The following is a 20,509-nucleotide window of genomic DNA, read 5'->3' on the forward strand; positions in this document are numbered from 1 at the left end:
TGTTCTAAAAATCTATTGAACAAAACAAGTGTTCGTGTTATATTGATTTCAAGAGATAGGAACAAACGTTTGGAGGCGGGTATTTAATGAGATATTCTACTTATCAAAGCATTTATGAACCAATGAATTCGGAACTGGTGAAGTCTAACATAGGGAACTACAAGAAGGTTTTAGCACGTTTCAAGATTTCTTCATGGATGTTAAAGGTAGCCATTACTTCTTTGATTATATTTATTGGATGCAGCACTGTTTTAACTGTATTTGCTGGCAATGAGAATGATGTTCTGCCTGGAGGAAAGATAGCCGTTTCACAAGGGGAAACATTATGGAGTATTTCTTTGGAACATAAACCTACGAATATGGATACACGTATTTATATAGAAGCAATTAAGAAAGTGAATCAACTTCATACAACTTCCATCCAAGTGGGACAAGTACTAGCTCTACCGCAATTTGCAGAATAAAATGCACATCAATGAGTGTTAACGCGTGTCAGCTTGACAAGCTGCCTTTATAATGGCAAAGTTAATATGACTTTGTATTTTTGGAGGGGACAAGCTTGGATATAGATAGTCTGGTAGCACGCATTAACGAATTGGCTCGTAAGCAAAAGTCCACTGGATTGTCGGAGGAAGAACTTGCTGAACGTGCCGAGCTAAGAGAGATTTATTTGAGTAATATTCGCAGCAATTTCAGACAACAACTGGATACCATTGAGATTGTTGATGATGAGAATGACAAAGGCCACCAAGGCAAACTCAAACACTAACGAAACCTAATGATATCATTATGATATTTAGGTTTCTTCCTGTTATTTTGAGTGTGCAATTTATAGGGGGAAATGTTGGTTTGCAATTATGTAAGCCGATACAAAGACACATAAGGGGGATTCTCATGTCGCGTTCGTTCGAGAGAACGGTTAAGAAAAATTCCAAGCAGTTAAATCAGCAACGCAAAAAAAGTGGTCAACCAATCACAGGTACACCAGGTGAAGAAGTCTTTAAGGGACGCAGCCTGTTGTTCCCTATATTTTTGATCGGTCTCGCCTTTTTGTATCTGTTTATGAGCACGTTCCTTGTGCAAGCTCCGATGACAACCTGGGACTGGGTGACAATGCTGCTTTACGTATTTTTGGCAGTCATCTTTATGCTTCGCCGTCCATACATCAAGATTAGCAGTAATCGGATTATAACGACGAAGGGTAATCGTGAACGTTCAATCGGGGTTGACGATATTGTCAAATTCAGAATTGAACCAGGTACAGTTGTTATCGAACATAACAGTCGCGGAAAAAGATGGGTGTTTACCAAGTTATTGAACCGTTACGATACAGATGCGATTGCAGAACGTTTGCTGAAGTTTGCAAAAGCACACCAGATCACCGTGGAAACCGTCGAAAAGTAATTATTGCATAAAGGGGTAGATGATCGGAATGGCATTAAAAGCGATTTTGTTCGACCTAGATGATACTTTATTATGGGATGAGCGTAGTGTTCGAGAAGCTTTTCATGAGACTTGTCTAATCGCAGCGAAAGAGACTGGGGTCAAACCAGAAGAACTTGAAGAAGCTGTTCGTAATGAAGCACGTGGACTGTATGAATCATATGAAACCTTTCCTTTTACCAAAATGATTGGAATCAATCCGTTTGAAGGCCTTTGGGCTAACTTTACTGGTGGGGATCAACCTGAGTTCCGTCAGTTGGAACAGCTTGCTCCAGTTTACCGTAAAGAATCCTGGCGTCGTGGCTTGTTGAAGTTGGGTATAGATCGGGAAGATCTTGCTGAACAACTGGCCGCACAGTTTGGAGTAGAACGGAGATCCAGACCACATGTATACGAAGAAACGATGGATACCTTGCGCCAGTTACAAGGAAAGTACAAACTTTTGTTGTTAACGAACGGTTGTCCTGCTTTGCAACAAGAGAAGTTGGATGGTGTACCTGAATTGACTCCTTTCTTTGATGAGATTATTATCTCGGGTAACTTCGGAAAAGGAAAACCAGATCCGTCGATATTTGAACATGCTTTGAATAAACTGGGTGTTAAACCCGAAGAGAGCATGATGGTTGGAGACAAGTTAACGACTGATATTCGTGGTGCTTTATCATCTGGCATCCAATCCGTATGGATTAACCGTGAGCATAAGACCAACAAAGAAACGTATGCGCCAGACCATGAAATAACGCATTTATCGGAATTAAATCAGCTTATTGCTAATTTCTAAGCAGATCAGCTATAACATCTTTCCTCAGCACCCTGAAACATTGGAAGCTTCAATGAACGATGATGTCGTTCTTGAAGTTACCAATGTTTTTTTATTTGAGCTTGTTGACTGAATTACCTTGTTAAAAGAGATCTCCATTTTTTTTTACTAAAAGTTATTGAAATTAGGGGGAAGCTGGATTAGAATATAACTAACATACTAGTATGACTAGTATTTAGATTGTCCTAAAGCAATTTCTTTTTGACTTACTTCATTAAAATGGAAGCAGGGAGTTATTGCTAATTATTTTATATTGATTGTAAGCGCTTAATATTTTGAAAAAGCTTCTTTTGATTTGGAGATCACACCACTTAGTAAGTGCTAATTAATGATGTGAAGCACCTTGGATTGTGTGATTCTACATAATACATCAAATTGATATCGCTTACATTTGGTAATTGTCTATTTCGTAGTGGGGGTGAAGTTGAAGGATTGGTTGTCTTCTACAAGAGGAGAAACGATGGGAGTTGTACATGAATTACTCTTACTTATCAAGTCCTGGATCGGAGTGAAAACACATGGAGTCGGAAACCGCTAAAACAACGTTAACCATGACATCTTTACGTAAAGAGAGCAGATTACGAACGGCAGCAACATTGTTCCGCAAAGACTGGCAGTTGTATTCACTATTAATCCTTCCCATCATCTATCTACTTATCTTTAAATATGGGCCGATGATTGGTAATGTGATTGCGTTCAGACGTTTTGTTCCCGGGGGAAGTATATTTGGAGAAACGTGGGTTGGATTAAGATACTTCAAAATGTTCATTGAGGACCCTACCTTCTGGAGAGTATTTGGTAATACGCTGATGTTAGGCGGACTTGCGTTGCTCTTTACATTCCCGGTTCCAATCATTTTTGCCTTGATGCTTAACGAAGTGAAAAGTAAACGATTCAAAAAGTTTGTACAGACCGCGTCTTATCTGCCTCATTTTCTGTCCATCGTTATCGTTGCGGGTATGATCCTGCAGCTGACAGCAGTGAATGGTTCCATTAATGGACTGGTGGCTTTCTTCACCGGAGACAATATTCCTTTTATGCAGCGGGCTGAGTGGTTCAGAACAATCTATATCACTTCTGAGGTATGGCAGGGTATGGGTTGGGGAGCGATTCTGTATCTGGCTGCACTGACAACCATTGATGATTCTTTGTACGAAGCTGCGCGTATCGATGGTGCCAATCGATGGAAGCAAACGATTCATGTAACGATACCAGGGATCTTGCCCACGATTGTGACGTTATTGATTTTGAACATGGGTAATTTCCTGGCTGTTGGATTTGAAAAAATCTTACTCTTGTACAATCCGCTGATCTACGAGACATCTGATGTGATCTCCACTTACCTGTATCGGGTCGGACTGGAATCCAGTAACTTCAGTTATGCTACCGCAATTGGCTTGTTCGAATCGCTGATCGGTCTGATTCTGGTGTTCTCCGTAAATGCCATCTCACGCAGACTGACACAAAGAAGCTTATGGTAAAGGAGGAGCATCATGCAGGAATCCAGATCTTACAAGGTGTTTAAAGTATTCAATGTTATCTTTCTGCTGTTCGTGGTATTTATAACGCTCTATCCATTTTTAAATGTCGTGGCACAATCCTTCAGTAGTGAGTCCTATATTAATTCGGGCAAGGTTAGTCTGTTCCCAAGAGGATTCAATGTAGAGACATACAAGACCATCTCACGTGACAGCATGTTCTGGACCAACTATAAAAACACGATTATCTACACTGTAGTAGGTACGTTAATCTCAATGTTCATGACGACCATTTTCGCATATGCCCTATCCAAAAAGAGGTTGATGGGTCGCAAGTTTCTGACGATGTTTGCCGTATTCACCATGTTCTTCAGTGGTGGATTGATTCCAAACTATGTGTTGATTAATTCCCTTGGGTTCAATAACACCATGTGGGCACTTGTTGTTCCTGGCGCAATTAGCATATACAACATGCTGATCATGAAGTCATTTTTTGAAAATATGCCTGAAGAACTGGAGGAAGCTGCCTCCATTGACGGTTTGAACACATACGGGATCTTGTTACGCATTATATTGCCGCTTAGTAAAGCAGTTATGGCAACCATGGTGCTGTTCTACGCAGTAGGTCATTGGAATTCCTGGTTCCCAGCCTTTCTGTATTTGGACAAAAAAGAACTGTTCCCGGTCACCATTTATTTGCGCAATATGATTGCAGGAGCGACAAGCGGGGCGTCTGCCGGTGCAACCTCAGCTGATAACCTGACACAGATTGCTGCCAATATTAAGTCAGTAACGATGGTATTAACCATCTTGCCGATACTCACCATCTATCCATTTGTCCAAAGATACTTTGTAACCGGTATCATGTTAGGGTCTGTTAAACAGTAATACGTAGCAGTTCTATGGCAAAGTCAACCTAAACCAAATTCAGGGGGATAACCTAAATGAATCAAAAGCCACGTAAGTTTGTTGGTAAAATGGTGTTGGCATCGATGATGACCGTTGTTCTGGCAGCATGTAGCAGCGGTACCGGAGCTGGAGGTGACGTCACAGAAGTTCAAACCAAGGCAGCGATGGAGACGTACAATGTAGGGGATACATTCAAGGCGACCGAGCCATTTAATCTCTCCATACTCTATAGTGATCAACCTAGTTATCCATATAAAAAAGACTGGTTACTTTTTAATAAAATTACCGAACTGACGGGTGTTACGCTTGAGCCAACGATTGTACCGATGAGTGATTACCCTCAGAAGAGATCTCTGTTGATTAGCTCCGGTGATGCACCTCTGGTTATTCCTAAAACGTACCCTGGTGAAGAGGCTGCATTTGTGTCCTCCGGTGCGATTTTGCCAATTAGCGATTATATCGATTTGATGCCAAACTTCAAGGATAAAGTGGAAAAATGGGGTTTGGAAGATGAACTTGAAGGACTTCGACAGGAAGATGGGAAGTACTATGTACTCCCGGGTCTGCATGAAGAAGTATGGCCAGATTACACACTACTCGTAAGAACGGATGTTTTTGAAGAAAATAACATCGCGATTCCAACCACATGGGACGAATTGTATGATGCAGCCAAAAAACTGAAAGAGATCTACCCGGATTCCATTCCGTTTTCGGACCGCTTCCAATTTAATAGTACGTTGAACATCGCTGCTACCGGCTTTGGTACCAAGGCTGGATGGGGTTTTGGTAACGGATTGACGTATAAGGAAGATCAGGATGAGTTTGTGTACACGGCTACAACACCAGAATATAAAGAGATGCTAACGTACTTTAACAAGTTGGTATCCGAAGGATTGCTGGACAAAGAAAGTTTTACACAGGATGATGATCAGGCTGTACAGAAATTTGTATCCGGCAAATCATTCATGATTAATGGTAATTCCCAAACGGTGGTGCTGCACCGAAATGATATGGACAAAACGCTGGGAGAAGATAAATACTCAGTTGCAAAGATTACAGTACCTGGTGGACCAAAAGGGCAATTAATGTCCGGCTCCAGACTTGAAAACGGTGTTATGATATCCGGAAAAATTCAAAAAAACGAAAACTTCAAAGCTATTATGCAATTTGTGGATTGGTTATACTACAGTGATGAGGGTCAAGAGTTTGCTAAATGGGGCGTTGAAGGCGAAACATTTACCAAAGAGGGCGGAAAACGTAAATTGGTAGAAGATGTGAACTACAATGGCTTGAATCCAAAAGGCACGAAAGACTTGCGTATTGACTATGGCTTCTCTGGTGGTGTATTTGCCTACGGGGGTACCACAGATTTGCTGCAATCGATGTTTAGTGAAGAAGAGTTGAAATTCCAACAAGACATGAAGGATACCAAGGAAGTGATCCCGGCAGAACCACCAATTCCATACTCTTCTGAGGACCGTGAACGGGTGACGCTTCTGAGTACACCATTGAAAGACTACTCTGATCAAAATACACTTAAATTTATCTTGGGTGAGCGGAACTTGTCCGAATTCGATACATTTGCCAAAGAGCTGGAGAGTCAAGGATTATCTAATTATCTGAAGCTGGCAAATGATACGTACAAAGCCTACAAAGAAAACAAGCAATAATATAGTTGATGTTGGCCAGATTACCGTTTCACACCGATATATAAGTGGAACGGTAATTTGTGCTAAGATGAATGAATACGGCTGATAGAAAGAGGTCTATGCATGTCACTTAATCAAAAAATTAGAGGCTCGACCCGGGCATATTCATATAACCTGTTAAAAGAACGAATTCTTCACCTGGAACTTAAGCCGGGTACCAAGATTTCAGAGAAAGAGATTGCAGATGAACTGCAGGTGAGCAGAACACCCGTTAGAGAAGCATTCATGAAGCTTGCTGAAGAAGAACTGCTGGACATTATTCCCCAGAGTGGAACGATCGTCTCTCATATTAATCTGGAGCATGTGGAAGAAGGCAGGTTTATGCGGGAGAAGATGGAGAAGGAAATCGTGACTTTGGCTTGTGTTTCTTTTCCTGAAGAGTTCAGATTTCGACTTGAAACCAACATTGCAATGCAGGAAGTCTGTATAGGAAAAAACAATTTCTATCGGCTTTTTGAACTGGATGAAGAGTTTCATCAGATTTTGTTCCAGGGCACGGGTAAGCTGAGAACATGGAAAATGTTGCAACAACTGAATATTCCGTTTAATCGGTTGCGTTTATTACGTCTTGCGGAGGACTCCAACCTGGAGGTCATTATTTCCCAGCACAAAGAGATTTATCGGCTTATCACAGAGCGGCAGACTGAGCAAGCTGTTCAGGTGATGGAAGCTCATCTTAGACTAGTTGTTATTGAACAGGAATCGATTAAGGCGAAATACCCGCATTATTTTATATAATGCAACGATGCTGTATAATACTCTCCATATGCATATGCGAAAACCCCTGTTCAATTGAACAGGGGTTTTGGTTAAGCAAGTTGTAACACGAGAGTGTTAGGCTTGTTTGATAAAAGTAGGATCAGGGTATGGATCTGCAATCCAGCCATCTTTTTCGATGAACAGACGTACAGCAATAATTTGTTTATTCTCCATTAAAGTGAAGAAGTGCGGTGTATTCTCAGGTACAGAGATAACGTCTCCTGGAGACAATTCTACATTAAAGTAGCCTACATCGTCTGTAGCTTTGATAACAAAGATTCCTTTACCAGCGACAATTGCACGAATCTCATCTTCAGCGTGGGTGTGGATCTCTTCGAACTTGGCCAGCTTTTCTTCGATATCTGGTGTTTGTTCGGACAGCGTGATGACATCCCAGATCTGGTATCCACGACGTGCAGCCAAATCTCTGATTTCATAATCGTAAGTTTCCAAAACCTCAGTTTTCTGTTCATCAGTTAATCCAAAGTTATTTTGCAGATCAGTGTTCAGTTTGGATGCGTCCCACTTCTCATATAATACTTCGTATTTGTTCAAGAAATTTCGAACATTTTCGTCACCAGTGATGCGTTCGTTCGTATTTCGGATAACAATTTCAGCCATGTTCTTTCCCTCTTTTCCACTTGGTTTAATTGAATTATATCGGATTGCTTTGTTTTTGTCGATTCTCAAATTCCGTTCATATTCGTGCAAACCCGCCATCTTTCGGGACCAAACCCGATCTTTCACATTAAGTTAGTTTCTGTTAAACTAAGATTTAACGTTTTGCGGGGGTGAAGATATTGGATAAGATTAGTCTACACGATGCATTAAAACAACGAATATTAATCCTCGACGGTGCAATGGGGACCATGATTCAACAAGTTGATCTGACTGGCGAAGATTTTGGCGGCGAAGATTTGGATGGATGTAATGAAATGTTAGTGCTTACTCGTCCAGAGCTGATCCAGCGCATTCATGAAGAATATCTGGAGGCTGGCGCTGATTTAATTGAAACCAATACATTTGGTGCCACATCCGTCGTGCTTGCTGAATACGATATTCAGGATCGGGCACGTGAGATCAACCTGGAAGCAGCCAGAATTGCGAAAGCTGCGGTTGATCGTTTCTCCACACCTGAATCTCCACGTTATGTGGTAGGTGCGATGGGACCAACAACCAAAACACTGTCTGTAACTGGGGGAGTAACGTTCCAGGAACTTATCGACAGTTATTTGGAGCAAGCGCTTGCTTTAATAGAGGGAGGCGTTGATGCGCTACTACTCGAAACCTCACAGGATACCCTCAATGTAAAAGCAGGCAGCATTGGAATTCAGCAGGCCTTTGAACAGAGTGGCGTTACACTGCCCCTGATGATATCAGGAACGATAGAACCGATGGGGACGACCCTTGCGGGTCAGAACATCGAATCCTTTTATATATCCTTAGAACACCTTAACCCAATTTCGGTAGGACTAAACTGTGCTACGGGTCCTGAGTTCATGCGTGATCACATTCGCTCGCTTTCTGGAATGGCATCGGTTGCCGTTAGTTGTTACCCGAACGCGGGTCTTCCGGATGAGAACGGTAATTACCATGAGTCACCAGACTCGCTTGCTCAGAAGATTGGTGCTTTTGCCGAACAGGGCTGGTTGAATATTGCTGGTGGATGTTGCGGGACAACCCCTGCACATATTCGGGCGATGCGCGACACACTTGCCCAGTACCCCCCAAGAGAAATGAACGGAACACATCCACCTGCATTGTCTGGTATAGAACCAATCTACATTGAACAGGACAATCGCCCATATATGGTCGGAGAGCGTACGAATGTGCTAGGATCACGGAAATTCAAACGACTCATTGTAGAAGGCAAATATGAAGAAGCTTCGGAAATTGCCCGTGCTCAAGTGAAAAATGGAGCGCACATTGTCGATGTGTGTGTACAAGATCCAGACCGCGAAGAGTCTGAAGACATGGTGAAGTTCCTTGAATTGGTTGTAAAAAAAGTGAAGGTTCCTCTCATGATTGATACGACAGATGCTTCAGTAATTGATCTGGCTCTCCAGTACTCGCAAGGTAAAGCGATAATTAACTCCATTAACCTTGAGGATGGCGAAGAGAAATTTGAGCTGATTACGCCGTTGCTTCATAAATATGGTGGTGCAGTTGTTGTCGGAACGATTGACGAACGGGGTCAGGCGATTAGTCGGGAAGACAAGCTTGACGTAGCCAAGCGCTCTTACGATTTGCTAGTGAACAAATATGGACTCAAACCAGAAGACCTTATTTTTGATACGTTGGTGTTCCCGGTAGGTACGGGAGATGAACAGTACATCGGTTCAGCTAAAGAAACTATTGAAGGTATAAGAGTAATTAAGGAAGCGATGCCAGAATGTCATACGATCCTCGGGATCAGTAACATTTCATTCGGACTGCCTGAAGCAGGTCGTGAAGTGCTGAACTCAGTATTCTTATATGAATGTACCAAAGCAGGTCTTGACTATGCCATCGTTAACACAGAGAAACTGGAGCGTTATGCGTCCATTCCGGAAGAAGAACGCAGGCTCTCTGAAGAGCTTTTATATAACACAAATGATGACACACTGGCGGCATTCGTAGCGGCGTTTCGTAACAAGAAGGTTGAGAAGAAGGAAAAAATCTCAAACCTTTCATTAGAAGAGCGTCTCGCTTCATATGTAGTAGAAGGAAGTAAAGAAGGATTGCTGCCAGATCTCGAACAGGCACTTGCCAAATACACAGCACTTCAAGTGATTAACGGTCCACTGATGCGGGGTATGGAGGAAGTAGGTCGTCTCTTTAACAACAATGAGTTAATTGTAGCTGAGGTGTTGCAGAGTGCGGAGGTTATGAAGGCTTCTGTAGCATATCTGGAGCAATTCATGGAGAAGAACGAGACTTCGGTTAAAGGCAAGATCATTCTGGCTACGGTCAAGGGCGATGTGCATGACATCGGTAAAAACCTGGTTGAAATCATCCTGTCCAATAACGGTTACCGGATCATTAATTTGGGTATAAAAGTACCACCAGAACGTATCATTGAGGCGTACCGAGAAGAAAAAGTCGATGCGATTGGCCTCTCTGGGCTATTGGTAAAATCAGCGCAGCAGATGATTCTGACCGCTCAGGATTTGCGAACAGCAGGTATTGATGTACCTATTATGGTTGGTGGAGCGGCGCTAACACGTAAATTCACCAAAAATCGTATTCGTCCTGAATATAACGGAATGGTTGTATACGCTAAAGACGCGATGGACGGTCTGGATCTGGCGAACAAATTGATGAATCCCGTTTCACGTGAAGCGATGCAACTGGAGATGGAAGCAGAAAAAGAAGCTGATGCTTCAGGTGCTGTAGCTGTTCAGACTCTTCCAGAGCTTACGCGAGTGGAACGTTCGGATATTGCTGTAGATCATCCGGTTCTTGTCCCGCCTGATCTGGAGCGGCATACAATGCGTAACTACCCACTATCACATATCCTGCCATACGTGAACATGCAGATGTTGCTTGGACATCATCTGGGGTTGCGTGGATCAGTAGAACAACTGCTTGCTTCAGGTGACAAAAAGGCTACAGACCTGAAAGCAGTCGTGGACGATATTATGCAAGAGGCTGTTCGTGACGGGATTATTCAGGCACATGCCATGTATCGTTTCTTCCCGGCACAGTCCAGTGGTAACAGCATTATTATCTATGATCCAAAGGACACGAGTAATATTTTGCATACATTTACGTTCCCACGTCAAAAAGTCGAGCCATTCCTGTGCCTGTCCGACTTCCTGAAACCTGTTGAATCCGGTCAAATGGATTACGTTGGTTTTATGGTTGTTACGGCCGGACACGGCGTGCGTGAACTATCCACGGCATGGAAAGATCAAGGGGATTACCTTCGCTCGCATGCTCTGCAATCCGTAGCGCTCGAAGTAGCAGAGGGATTAGCTGAGCGTGTGCATCATATGATGAGAGATATATGGGGATTCCCGGATTCTGCGCAGATGACCATGAAGCAACGTCACGGTGCACGTTATCAAGGGATCAGGGTATCCTTTGGATATCCGGCTTGTCCGGATCTGGAAGACCAAGGGCCGCTTTTCAAGTTGCTTCAGCCTGAGGATATTGGTGTGGAATTGACGGAAGGTTTCATGATGGAACCTGAAGCTTCCGTATCAGCGATGGTATTCAGCCATCCGCAAGCCAAGTATTTTAATGTAGAGAAGGCATAAATTCAGTAGAGTGTCAGGCAAAGCCCTCCGCATTGTCGGAGGTTTTTTGCTGGCAACAGAAAGAGGTGCGATCCAGAATGGAACTATATTTCCTGGGAACTAATGCTGGTGTACCTACGCTTCAACGGAATGTAACTTCCATTGGGCTACGCATGTTGGATGAGCGCAGAGCTTTGTGGTTGTTTGACTGCGGGGAAGGAACGCAGCACCAGATTTTAAGTTCGCCGCTTAAACTGAGCAAATTGGAGAAAATATTCATTACTCACCTGCATGGTGATCATGTATTTGGACTTCCAGGTCTGCTATCGAGCAGAGCCTATCAAGGTGGCACCACACCATTAACCGTATATGGTCCGCCAGGTACGGAACGAATGATCAGTACAACAATGGAGCTTAGCCAATCCCGGGTGAACTATGATTTGAATATCGTGGAACATACGGGCGGCGTCCTGTTCGAGGATGACAGTTTTATCGTGGAAGCTGCTTTGCTTGAGCATCGGATTGACAGCTATGGATACCGGATTACGGAAAAAGATCGTCCAGGAAGCCTGGACCCAGCCAAACTGGCGGAATATGGTCTGAAACCAGGCCCATTGTTCGGCCGGCTGAAACGTGGAGAAACCATTACGCTGGATAACGGTGATTCGCTTCGTCCAGAAGATGTATTGGGAGCGCCAAAACGAGGCATGGTGATCACCATATTAGGTGATACACGTCCATGTGACAACGTACAGCCACTTTCCATCAATGCAGATGTACTTGTGCATGAAGCTACATTCATGCATGATTTGGCCGATACAGCGCATGAGTACTATCATAGTACTTCTAAACAAGCGGCAGAAGCGGCTAGAGCAGCCAATGTAGGGCAACTAATCATGACTCACTTCAGTTCACGCTATAAGGATGAGGATCAACTTCAGCCACTTTTGGAAGAGGCGCAGTCCGTATTCCCGAATACCAGACTTGCAAACGAACACCAGCTTATTCCTGTCGTGCATCGCAAGCAAGAATCTTAACCCTGATTGCGAACCAGTGCACGGCTAAACACGTCATATAAAGATCCGGGTAATTGCACGGGACTGAGGGAGAGGAACTCCCGCGGTCCCTTTTGCAATCTGGTCAGAAAGCGTGTAGGATGGGCAATATGAAGAGGGAAATGATTCAAATTATTTTCCGGGAAAGCGCAGGAAATGACAAGCTTGTACAGAAGACGCGCGAGTTAAACCGTCGGTGTTCGATCCGGTTCGACTTGTTGCGTGCATATGTCAGCAAGCCATTATTTTTTGCCTGAATACATAGGTTCGCGGTCAAGTTCGAGGTAAATGATTAAGGACATTAAATGTTAATGGAATGAAGAAAGGAAGTGCTGTGTGTGATTAAGGCCTATCTGATTGACTTGGATGGTACGCTCTATCATGGCAGACATCGTATCGAAGGAGCCGATCAGCTTATTCGAACACTGCAAGAGCTAGGAAAGCCGTATTTATTCGTAACAAATAATTCTTCCCGTACACCACAAGGTGTGGCAGATCATCTGAACGGGATGGGCATACCTGCCGACGCGTCTCAAGTATGTACTTCTGCTGTGGCGGCTGCTGAATATGTTGCTGAAGAGTCCCCTGGTGCAAAAGTGGCATGTATTGGAGAAGCAGGACTGCTGGAAGCCATTGAAAAAGCAGGACTACAGCTGACGGAAGATGCACCAGATTACGTGATACAGGGGATTGATCGTGAATTTTCCTACCATAAACTGACCAAGGCGCTAAGGTGGATTAATGCGGGATCAAAATTCATCATGACCAACCCGGATCTGCAGCTTCCTTCCGATGATGGACTGACACCTGGGGCGGGGACTATTGGAGCAGCAATTGAAGCAGCAACCGGAGTTCATCCTACCGTTATTGGCAAGCCATCGAGTGTTATAATGAAGTCGGCCATTAGCCGGCTAAACCTGGCGTCTCATGAAGTGGCAGTGATCGGAGATAATATGCGAACCGATATTGCAGCTGGAGTGGCAGCAGGGTGTGAGACGCTGTTGGTACTTACCGGTGTGACCACACGGGATAATATGGATGGACACATTCAAGCAGCCAAGGCTCGACCTGATCATGTGTTTGAAGATTTGCATAAATTGATGGAGTGGCTGTCGCAAGAGACAGACCAAGCTTCCAAAAAGGGGTAATGTACGATGCCGGAACTACCGGAAATGGAAAATTACCGGACCTTGCTGTCCGAGAAAATACTTGATCTACTGATTACAGGTGTTGTAATTAACCGCGATAAAACGATAAATACGGAGCCTGATCTGTTCATCAATGAACTTACAGGTAATCGCATCATATTTGTTGAGCGCCGAGCGAAGCATCTGATTTTCCACTTGGCTAATGGCAAACGTCTGGTGTTGCATCTTATGTTGGGTGGTATGATTTTCTGGGGCACGGAAGAGGAACGCCCTGATCGTTCCACACAAGTGGAAATCCAGTTTGGCGATCACATTTTATTCTTTATTGGACTGCGCTTGGGTTATTTACATCTGCTTACTTCGAAAGAAACCGAAGAGGCGATGTCTGATCTTGGACCTGAACCATTGGATCGACGGATGAACGTGGAACGTTTTGCTTCTCTGTTGAAAGGTCGTCGGGGTACACTTAAGACAACGTTGGTAAACCAGCATATCATTGCAGGGATTGGCAACTGTTATTCGGATGAGATTGCTTTTGCTGCTGGTCTGAGACCAAGCTCCAAAACGCAGAACATCGCGACTTCACCTGAGCTGACGGAGCGCTTGTTCCATTCGATGCAGTCCGTGTTGCGTGAAGCGGCTTCTGAGGGTGGTTATATGGAAATGCCACTGATGCAAGGCGATACGAAGACAGGAAGTTTTGACGAGCAATGTCGAGTGTACGATCGGGAAGGCGAGACTTGTCCGCGCTGCGGGGGAACAATTGAACGAGTGGAAATTACGGGCAAGAAGGCGTTCTTCTGTCCGAAATGCCAGCATGAGGCCTAAAACCGGTATCGGGGCACATGTTAGCACCAGAGGTGGATTTCTTCAGGCAGCCAAGAGAGCGTATGAGATGGGGGCAACGGCGTTTCAGTATTTTCCGAAAAACCCGCGCAGTCTCAGCCTGAAAAGTCTGGATCTTAAGGATGCTGAGCAGTGCAGGGATTGGTGTGAACAGCATGGACTGGCTTCGATTGCACATTCACCCTATCCTACGAATCCGGCGTTGGGCGTGACCCGTGGAGAGGCGGGGTTTCATGCTACAATAGCTTCTATTCGCAATGATCTTGAAATTTCGAATGCTTGCGGTTCTGTTGGGACGGTAGTCCATTTTGGACATATCAAAACAAACGATCCGCTGGAGGGTTATCAGAACCTCATTCATTGTCTGGATACCGCCTTGGAGAATTGGAATGGACATTCGAAGGTGCTGATTGAAAATCAGGCAGGTGATCATGGCCCGATGGGCACGACAATGGAAGAAATGATACAGATTCGCAAATTGAGCCGATATCCGGAGCATATTGCTTTTTGTTTTGACACATGCCATGCTTTTGCTTCAGGTTTGTGGTTGTCAGGCAACGAAGCGGCGATGCTTGATAAGGGCAGGATGCTCGGATACTGGGATAATGTTGCTGCTGTACATTTTAATGATTCCAAATATGCATCTGGTTCGTGTAAGGATAGACATGCGAGGATTGGACAGGGATATATTGGAAATGAATCAATGAAAGTATTGTTAACTGCGCCTGAGTTCCAAAAAGCGGTTGTTGTGCTCGAGACAGAAACGGGCGAAGATGGAACGCACCGTGATGATATAGCGCTCATGCGTTCCTGGCTATAATGGGGAGAGGAGCGATTGTATGCATGTTTTTTTGGATGACTATCGGGCATGTCCGAAAGGATTTGTTCTGGCAACGAATGCAGAAGAGTGCCTTATGCTGCTAAGAGAAGGCGACGTGGACATTTTGTCTCTGGATTATGAGCTTGGTCCGGATTCGCCTAATGGCGGAGAGGTTGCGGCATCCATTGTACGAGAAGGTTTATTTCCGCGTGAGATTTATTTGCATACGTCCAGTATGTTTGGGAAACGCCAGATGTACGAGATGTTATATAGCAATAAACCGGATTCGGTAACCATTCATAATGGTCCTATGACGGGTGAGGTCATGCTGCGTGTTGCTGCGGGAGAAGAAAGTTAATGAAGCCAATTACATCCAAAATGTTAATGCGCGGCGTATGGGAAGGCATGCCACAGGCTGTGTTCATATATACCCCTTTGTGTGGGACATGTGCGGCAGCACGGCGTATGTTGGAAGTAGTAGAGCACATGCTGCCAGAGGGTATTTTATCCGAAATGAACATCCATGACATTCCTGAACTTGTACAACAATTTAAAATTTCAAGCGTACCAGCAGTGATGCTATTTGACGGCCAGCAAGATGTTCCAAAGATGGTTTATCGGATGAGCTCTGTGGAGCATTTGCTCTCGGAGATCCGGAAGGCGGTGCTGAAATGAGTATAATCTCGATGGAACATGTCTCACTTAGACGAGAAGAGAATCAGATTTTGGATAACGTGCATTTGCGCATTGAACAAGGCGAACATTGGGTTATTCTTGGTCGGAATGGTTCTGGCAAAACAACGTTGTTGGAAATGATGAACGGATATATGTTTCCAAGCCAGGGACGCATTGAAGTACTCGGTAATCTGTATGGACAATGTGACGTCAGGGAAGTTCGTAAGGAAATCGGTTATATCAGCCAAACGTTGATTGAGAAACTTACACCCAGAGATCCGGTATGGGAGGTCGTCGCTACAGGAGCTTATGCTTTTTTGCGTTTTTATCAGACAATTCCTGATGAAGTCAAAGCAAAGGCAATGAGTTTGTTAGATGACATGGGCTTTGCCAACCTGGCTAACAACCCGCTTGGAACGTTATCCCAAGGGGAGCGCAAAAAAGTCATGCTTGCTCGTTCATTAATGGCTGAGCCTAAATTGCTGATTATGGACGAGCCTTGTGCCGGGCTAGACTTATATGAACGTGAGAAAATGCTGGCTGAGATTGATCGTCTGCGCCAGCGTAACATTACAGTTGTGTATGTAACACATCATGTTGAAGAGATCGTACCTTTATTTACGCATGTGGCTTTGATTCGCGATGGACGTATTGCGGCGGCTGGCCCTAAGCATGAAGTTTTGACACAAGATACAATTAAGCATACGTACGATGTTCCGGTCGATATCCAGTGGGATGACGGTCGTCCGTGGATACGCGTACGTTCTGGAGGGTAACACAATTTGAGTACACAATCGTCTTGGGAAGAAGGCAACTTCTCCCGTTTTATCTGCACAGCCAATCATGGCTTTGCCCCTTATGCACAGGAAGAATTACGCCGTACGTTTGGTGCGGTCAAGAGCACAGTACTCGTACCAGGAGAAATTTTGCTTGCGGGTCTGCCTGTAGCGGAGGAAGAAGTTGCAGGTAAACTGTTGGTAGAATATCCAACGTTTTTACGTCATATCCAGCCTGTTCAGTTTCAGGAGAATACAGAAGATTCAGAGCAATCTATCGAGAGATTGATTGCATTTGTGTTGAATCATAAGGAACTGACCGGTGCCTCTGTCGTGCTACAGGTACGGAAGACAGAAGGGTCCTTTTGGCAAGAAAATGCAGCCTCATTGAAGCAATTGCTGACTGAAAAGCTGGATGAACTGGGATGTGAATGGGTTGTACGTGATGCTGAATATGTCATTTCCGTATTTGCTGCGAATGATATGTTGTATGCGGGCGTATCCAGACCTGAACAGAACCTGTCAGACTGGAGCGGGGGAGCCGTACGTTTTCAAAAAGAAGATGGACAGATCTCACGTGCTAAGTTCAAATTGCTTGAAGCCGAGCAAACGTTTGGCATTGACTTTACTTCATTTCATAAAGCACTTGATATTGGTGCAGCACCAGGTGGATGGACCTCGTTCCTGCTTGAACGCGGGCTTGAAGTAACGGCGGTAGATCCGGCGAAGATGGATGCAACACTGCTGGCATCACCAAAACTGACTTTCTTGAAGAAAAACGCAGGGGATGTGCGCTTCCGCGAAGGAGAATTCGATTTGCTCGTATGTGATATGAGTTGGAGTCCGAAGCTGATGAGCCGACTTGTATCGGATCTTCTATATAGCCTTCAGCCTGGGGGGACAGCAATTGTTACCGTGAAGTTATTGCATAAAAAACCGCTCGCGCTCATTAAAGATGTTATCGATACGTTTGAGCGTTCGCGGATGCAGATTCAACGGTCCAAGCAGTTGTTCCATAACAGGGAAGAGATTACACTTTATATGGTCAAATATTAAGAGATCTATTCTTGATTAAAGCAGCTAAAGGTATTATGAAATTGATTCGATTAAGCTTATTAAATTTTGTGCTTTACAATCTATTCCTGCCTGTACTATAATGATACCAATATTAACCATAACAAACCTAAGGGAAAGCATCCCGAAGTGAACGAAACCGGATATCCGGTCTGTTCTTCTTCGGTGAAGCTTTCCCTTTTTTGTTGTGTATTGAAGGAGGAATTGGTATGAGACATCCGGCCAGGCTGGAACGCGGAAGCCTGCTGGGAGGTAGATATCGTATCGTATCCATTCTGGGAACAGGCGGAATGAGCCATGTATACGAGGCGGAGGATCTGAAGTTACCGGGTAAGATATGGGCAATTAAAGAAAGCGTAACGATTATGCCATATGAAGGCAGTATGGAGACCGAGGCCGCACTTCTGACATCACTTCGCCATCCAAGATTGCCGCAAATTGTTGATTTTTTTGTCCCGGATGAAGATGGGTACACATACTTGGTGATGGAATATATCGACGGGTTAACGCTCAGTGAGTATTTCAAGCAGTGTCGTGGGAAGATCCCGATGGAGCAGTTGACGGAGCTGATGCTTCAATTGCTGGATGTGTTGAGTTATTTGCATAATCTGAATCCACCTGTGATCTATAGGGATCTGAAACCATCAAACATCATGATCACGCCGGAACATGAAGTAAGATTAATTGATTTTGGCATCGCCAGAAGTTACAAACCGCAAAGTGCTGAAGATACCGTTAAGTTGGGAACAGCTGGTTTCGCCGCTCCAGAACAATATGGCTCGGGTCAGACTGATGCGCGTTCAGATCTATACGGACTCGGAGCATTGCTGCTGTATCTTATGACAAGTGGGGCCTATACGGAATGGATTCAGGGTGTGGAAAGCTCTATCCGGAGTGATGTTCCACGGACTTACATCCCTGTGGCAAGGAGACTGTTGAGATATAATGCCGAGGAGCGATTCCAATCTGCCGATGAGGTACGGAAAGAACTGCTCCGAATACCTGGTGGAATAACGCCTGGTGGAGATGCAACCATAACCTTGAATGGCGGAACAAGAGTTATTGCCTTGACTGGTGCTTCATCTGGTGTAGGGGTTACCCACACTGCTATAGCTATCAGTCATTATCTCGAAAGGCAAAACTTCAAAGTAGCTGTGATTGAAATGTCACCTCGCTCTCAATCCTTTGCAAGAATTCAACAAATCGCTCAAGCGGGTAAACCGGTACCAGCAGGCAGACAGTTTGCAGTGGATGGTGTGCATTATTGGAAACAATCCGGGCGAGCGGATATTTTGTCTTTGCTTGGGGGGAGTTATCAATTCATCGTGATGGATCTAGGTAGTGGTCAGGACCAGAACCGGCTGGAAGAATTCCTTCGTGCAGATCTGCCTATTGTGATAGGCTCAGGTGCCGAATGGAGACAGGCGGAGATTGGCGCTTTTGTTCGATCACATCATCGGTATCCACGAGAGAAATGGATATATTGTTTGCCCCTTGCAGCAAGTGAAGCAGTTCAACGCATTCGGAAAGCTCTGGATACATCGAGTGTATATGGTCTGCCGTTACATATCGACCCTTTTGATAAGGACGCACAGATGGATAAAGTGTTTTCACATATTTTAATGCATATGATGGCACAGCAGCCCAAGAAACGTTCGTTCTTTTCACGAAGGAAAGTACATGATTAGAAGAGATTACGAAAGGAGAGCCTCTTTTGTCTAAATTAAGAAAACAAAGCCGTCAACTGATCTATGCCGGACTTATCGGAGCAGGAGCTGTAGGGTTGGTGTTCGGAGGGTATGTTATTTATAATGTCAAAACGATGGGGGATGTCAGGTCAGCCGTAGAAGCCCGGTATTTATCGGCATATGAGGAAAAGAAAGCTGAGTTAAAGCAACAATGGGATTCGGGCGCACAAGGATGGGTTACGATTCGGGATATTGAAGCAGGTGAACCGATATTACCGGAGGATCTGAAGCTCATTGCTGTTCCGGATGCACAAGCACCACGAAATCTCTGGTCCAGTACCAAGCAAATGGAAGGCCAAATGGCCAAAATAGAGTTAAAAAAAGGAACAGCCATTACCACCGAGATGGTATATGAGGATACACCGGCTCCGCCCGATTTAAGAAATCGAGAGCTGCAAGTTGTATTACTGCCATCCTCACTCGTTAAGGGAGATATTATTGATGTTCGTATCCAATTCCCTACCGGACAAGACTACGTTCTTTTATCGAAGAAGAAAGTGGAACGACTCAATGCAGCTACCTTATGGATTACGATGACGGAGGAAGAGATTCTGTCACTCTCAAGTGCAATTGTAGATGCCTATTTACATAAAGCTTCAATCTATGCCTTAACCTATGTAGAACCACAGTTTCAGACACCTGCAATCCCGACGTATCCTGCCAATTCAGAAGTGTTGAAACTGCTGGAGAGTGATCCGAATATTGTTCGACGAGCCGAACAGGAGTTATCCAGACAAGTGCGAAGTTCGCTTGAAAGTTCACTGGCCGCCTCCGTGACAGCACCGTCAAAAGGAGTGGAACAGGATGTGGCCCAATCCTCAGTTACCTATAACAGTCGCCCATCAGCCAATAATCCGGCAACGTCGGATGGAGTGATGTGGAATGATGGTTCAGGAAACGGAGCAGGAGCTAATTCTGGAAGCGTAAATGATCCTGCTGAAGCTTCACAAACAGAACAGCAGAGCTTGCTAACGGGTGGAGAGTAGAGATTAATCTAAGGTTTTCACATTAAGATAATTCAGATAACAA

Annotated in this window: 20 protein-coding genes; 19 read left to right on the forward strand and 1 reads right to left on the reverse strand. The window is 44.5% G+C overall.

The features are described 5' to 3' along the window. The first annotated feature begins 86 nt into the window (after positions 1-86). From NSQ38_RS17840 to NSQ38_RS17875, 8 genes are all read left to right on the forward strand, one after another. Entirely contained in the window at positions 87-464 is a 378-nt protein-coding gene (locus NSQ38_RS17840) for a LysM peptidoglycan-binding domain-containing protein (RefSeq protein WP_091020706.1), read from the forward strand. Between the two features lie 95 nt (positions 465-559). Further along, the gene (locus NSQ38_RS17845; protein WP_017688036.1) at positions 560-769 is read left to right on the forward strand and encodes a DUF896 domain-containing protein; all 210 of its coding nucleotides are present in this window, start codon (positions 560-562) and stop codon (positions 767-769) included. Positions 770-894: 125 nt separating this feature from the next. After that, on the forward strand, positions 895-1,404 hold the full coding sequence (locus NSQ38_RS17850) for a hypothetical protein (protein WP_017688037.1): 510 nt from the start codon (positions 895-897) through the stop codon (positions 1,402-1,404). A gap of 28 nt (positions 1,405-1,432) precedes the next feature. Continuing rightward, complete coding sequence (locus tag NSQ38_RS17855) at positions 1,433-2,224, forward strand: HAD family hydrolase (protein ID WP_339783247.1); 792 nt, start codon at positions 1,433-1,435, stop codon at positions 2,222-2,224. Between the two features lie 557 nt (positions 2,225-2,781). Then, positions 2,782-3,744, forward strand: coding sequence for an ABC transporter permease subunit (locus NSQ38_RS17860; protein ID WP_091029317.1), 963 nt, complete (start codon positions 2,782-2,784; stop codon positions 3,742-3,744). A gap of 12 nt (positions 3,745-3,756) precedes the next feature. After that, the gene (locus NSQ38_RS17865; RefSeq protein ID WP_036613592.1) at positions 3,757-4,629 is read left to right on the forward strand and encodes a carbohydrate ABC transporter permease; all 873 of its coding nucleotides are present in this window, start codon (positions 3,757-3,759) and stop codon (positions 4,627-4,629) included. Positions 4,630-4,685: 56 nt separating this feature from the next. Next, positions 4,686-6,320: an extracellular solute-binding protein gene (locus NSQ38_RS17870; protein ID WP_339783249.1), complete on the forward strand. Its 1,635-nt coding sequence runs from the start codon at positions 4,686-4,688 to the stop codon at positions 6,318-6,320. A 102-nt stretch (positions 6,321-6,422) separates the two neighbouring features. Beyond that, a complete protein-coding gene (locus tag NSQ38_RS17875) occupies positions 6,423-7,097 on the forward strand; it encodes a GntR family transcriptional regulator (protein ID WP_091020712.1) in 675 nt (224 codons plus the stop codon). Positions 7,098-7,193: 96 nt separating this feature from the next. Here the strand turns inward: NSQ38_RS17875 and NSQ38_RS17880 are convergent, their stop codons facing one another. After that, positions 7,194-7,739 carry a cupin domain-containing protein gene (locus NSQ38_RS17880; protein WP_047843398.1) on the reverse strand — a complete coding sequence of 182 codons (546 nt, stop codon included), beginning with the start codon at positions 7,737-7,739 and terminating at the stop codon, positions 7,194-7,196. 179 nt (positions 7,740-7,918) lie between these two features. On the opposite strand from NSQ38_RS17880, the gene metH reads away from it, so the two are divergent. The 11 genes from metH (at position 7,919) to NSQ38_RS17935 (ending at position 20,466) form a co-directional block, all read left to right on the forward strand. Next, entirely contained in the window at positions 7,919-11,359 is a 3,441-nt protein-coding gene (gene metH / locus NSQ38_RS17885) for a methionine synthase (protein WP_339783251.1), read from the forward strand. 77 nt (positions 11,360-11,436) lie between these two features. Next, the gene (rnz, locus tag NSQ38_RS17890; protein WP_017688042.1) at positions 11,437-12,375 is read left to right on the forward strand and encodes a ribonuclease Z; all 939 of its coding nucleotides are present in this window, start codon (positions 11,437-11,439) and stop codon (positions 12,373-12,375) included. 356 nt (positions 12,376-12,731) lie between these two features. Continuing rightward, positions 12,732-13,541 (forward strand): TIGR01457 family HAD-type hydrolase, encoded by an 810-nt coding sequence (locus NSQ38_RS17895; protein WP_133385199.1) that lies wholly within the window; start codon positions 12,732-12,734, stop codon positions 13,539-13,541. Between the two features lie 6 nt (positions 13,542-13,547). After that, positions 13,548-14,369 (forward strand): DNA-formamidopyrimidine glycosylase family protein, encoded by an 822-nt coding sequence (locus tag NSQ38_RS17900; RefSeq protein WP_091029323.1) that lies wholly within the window; start codon positions 13,548-13,550, stop codon positions 14,367-14,369. Beyond that, positions 14,359-15,207 (forward strand): deoxyribonuclease IV, encoded by an 849-nt coding sequence (locus tag NSQ38_RS17905; protein ID WP_339783253.1) that lies wholly within the window; start codon positions 14,359-14,361, stop codon positions 15,205-15,207. The genes NSQ38_RS17900 and NSQ38_RS17905 overlap by 11 nt, the downstream gene beginning before the upstream one ends. 19 nt (positions 15,208-15,226) lie before the next feature. Beyond that, a complete protein-coding gene (locus NSQ38_RS17910; RefSeq protein WP_017688046.1) occupies positions 15,227-15,565 on the forward strand; it encodes a cyclic-phosphate processing receiver domain-containing protein in 339 nt (112 codons plus the stop codon). Next, positions 15,565-15,882 (forward strand): thioredoxin family protein, encoded by a 318-nt coding sequence (locus tag NSQ38_RS17915; RefSeq protein ID WP_338587269.1) that lies wholly within the window; start codon positions 15,565-15,567, stop codon positions 15,880-15,882. The genes NSQ38_RS17910 and NSQ38_RS17915 overlap by 1 nt, the downstream gene beginning before the upstream one ends. A 2-nt stretch (positions 15,883-15,884) precedes the next feature. Continuing rightward, the gene (locus NSQ38_RS17920) at positions 15,885-16,658 is read left to right on the forward strand and encodes an ATP-binding cassette domain-containing protein (protein ID WP_338594986.1); all 774 of its coding nucleotides are present in this window, start codon (positions 15,885-15,887) and stop codon (positions 16,656-16,658) included. Between the two features lie 6 nt (positions 16,659-16,664). Next, positions 16,665-17,714: an SAM-dependent methyltransferase gene (locus tag NSQ38_RS17925; RefSeq protein ID WP_339783255.1), complete on the forward strand. Its 1,050-nt coding sequence runs from the start codon at positions 16,665-16,667 to the stop codon at positions 17,712-17,714. Positions 17,715-17,941: 227 nt separating this feature from the next. Then, complete coding sequence (locus NSQ38_RS17930) at positions 17,942-19,420, forward strand: serine/threonine protein kinase (protein WP_339783257.1); 1,479 nt, start codon at positions 17,942-17,944, stop codon at positions 19,418-19,420. Positions 19,421-19,446: 26 nt separating this feature from the next. Then, complete coding sequence (locus NSQ38_RS17935) at positions 19,447-20,466, forward strand: SAF domain-containing protein (RefSeq protein ID WP_339783259.1); 1,020 nt, start codon at positions 19,447-19,449, stop codon at positions 20,464-20,466. Positions 20,467-20,509 lie beyond the last annotated feature (43 nt).

This window comes from Paenibacillus sp. FSL R7-0313, assembly GCF_037969885.1.
Classification (GTDB): domain Bacteria; phylum Bacillota; class Bacilli; order Paenibacillales; family Paenibacillaceae; genus Paenibacillus.

What these genes read in the sequence shown, in the direction of transcription:
- NSQ38_RS17840 (WP_091020706.1), top strand. Translation starts at nt 87, where the DNA reads ATGAGATATTCTACTTATCAAAGCATTTATGAACCAATGAATTCGGAA.
- NSQ38_RS17850 (WP_017688037.1), top strand. Translation starts at nt 895, where the DNA reads ATGTCGCGTTCGTTCGAGAGAACGGTTAAGAAAAATTCCAAGCAGTTA.
- NSQ38_RS17855 (WP_339783247.1), top strand. Translation starts at nt 1,433, where the DNA reads ATGGCATTAAAAGCGATTTTGTTCGACCTAGATGATACTTTATTATGG.
- NSQ38_RS17860 (WP_091029317.1), top strand. Translation starts at nt 2,782, where the DNA reads ATGGAGTCGGAAACCGCTAAAACAACGTTAACCATGACATCTTTACGT.
- NSQ38_RS17865 (WP_036613592.1), top strand. Translation starts at nt 3,757, where the DNA reads ATGCAGGAATCCAGATCTTACAAGGTGTTTAAAGTATTCAATGTTATC.
- NSQ38_RS17870 (WP_339783249.1), top strand. Translation starts at nt 4,686, where the DNA reads ATGAATCAAAAGCCACGTAAGTTTGTTGGTAAAATGGTGTTGGCATCG.
- NSQ38_RS17875 (WP_091020712.1), top strand. Translation starts at nt 6,423, where the DNA reads ATGTCACTTAATCAAAAAATTAGAGGCTCGACCCGGGCATATTCATAT.
- NSQ38_RS17880 (WP_047843398.1), bottom strand. Translation starts at nt 7,739, where the DNA reads ATGGCTGAAATTGTTATCCGAAATACGAACGAACGCATCACTGGTGAC.
- rnz (WP_017688042.1), top strand. Translation starts at nt 11,437, where the DNA reads ATGGAACTATATTTCCTGGGAACTAATGCTGGTGTACCTACGCTTCAA.
- NSQ38_RS17900 (WP_091029323.1), top strand. Translation starts at nt 13,548, where the DNA reads ATGCCGGAACTACCGGAAATGGAAAATTACCGGACCTTGCTGTCCGAG.
- NSQ38_RS17905 (WP_339783253.1), top strand. Translation starts at nt 14,359, where the DNA reads ATGAGGCCTAAAACCGGTATCGGGGCACATGTTAGCACCAGAGGTGGA.
- NSQ38_RS17910 (WP_017688046.1), top strand. Translation starts at nt 15,227, where the DNA reads ATGCATGTTTTTTTGGATGACTATCGGGCATGTCCGAAAGGATTTGTT.
- NSQ38_RS17915 (WP_338587269.1), top strand. Translation starts at nt 15,565, where the DNA reads ATGAAGCCAATTACATCCAAAATGTTAATGCGCGGCGTATGGGAAGGC.
- NSQ38_RS17930 (WP_339783257.1), top strand. Translation starts at nt 17,942, where the DNA reads ATGAGACATCCGGCCAGGCTGGAACGCGGAAGCCTGCTGGGAGGTAGA.